We start from the raw sequence: 603 nt of genomic DNA on the forward strand, positions 1-603 counted from the left end.
ACTTGAACTCTGCCGCATACCGTTTCCGCGTAACCTTGCCCATAAAACCCGTCCTCGTTCAGGCCAGATGATAGCTTATCGCCCTGTCCGAAAAATGGGGACCACCTCTGAAAGCCGTCCGTCATGAGGAGAAATTCATCCCCTGACTGCACCGGGCTTTCCTGATACTGAATATAAGGAATGCTTGGTCTGCTTATGTCCAGAATCGGATGTCCGTCTGGCTGGTTCATTCGGGAGCGATTAAGTTCCAGACGTGGCACGATTTGGAGGGTTCCAGGCTCAGGGCCTGTTAATTCATTGAACTGAGCGTGCTGTTGTGATTCACAGGCTTACCGCTGGAGGTGAAGCTGTGAGTGACGTGTTTTTGCTGTCTGAACGCCAGATGGATCTGATCAGGCCGTTTTTTCCGCTGGCGCATGGCGTGGCACGGGTGGATGACCGTCGTGTTCTGAGCGGGATCGTTTATGTGATCCGCAACGGCCTTCAGTGGAAAGATGCCCCGAAAGCGTATGGTCCGCACAGGACTTTATATAATCGCTTCATCCGGTGGAACCGCCCGGGTGTCTTCGACCGGATCTTCGTCGCCGTGACAGAACAGGCTGG

At 53.9% G+C, this 603-nt stretch carries 2 protein-coding genes; one reads left to right on the plus strand and one right to left on the minus strand.

Annotated features, from left to right (window positions below):
* A partial coding sequence (locus GOB93_RS21305; RefSeq protein ID WP_206752632.1) for a PP2C family serine/threonine-protein phosphatase occupies positions 1-260 on the minus strand: 260 nt, incomplete at its 3' end.
* A gap of 89 nt (positions 261-349) precedes the next feature.
* On the opposite strand from GOB93_RS21305, the gene GOB93_RS21040 reads away from it, so the two are divergent.
* A partial coding sequence (locus tag GOB93_RS21040; RefSeq protein ID WP_173585287.1) for a transposase occupies positions 350-603 on the plus strand: 254 nt, incomplete at its 3' end.

Source organism: Acetobacter musti (assembly GCF_011516835.1).
In the GTDB taxonomy this organism is placed as follows: domain Bacteria; phylum Pseudomonadota; class Alphaproteobacteria; order Acetobacterales; family Acetobacteraceae; genus Acetobacter; species Acetobacter musti.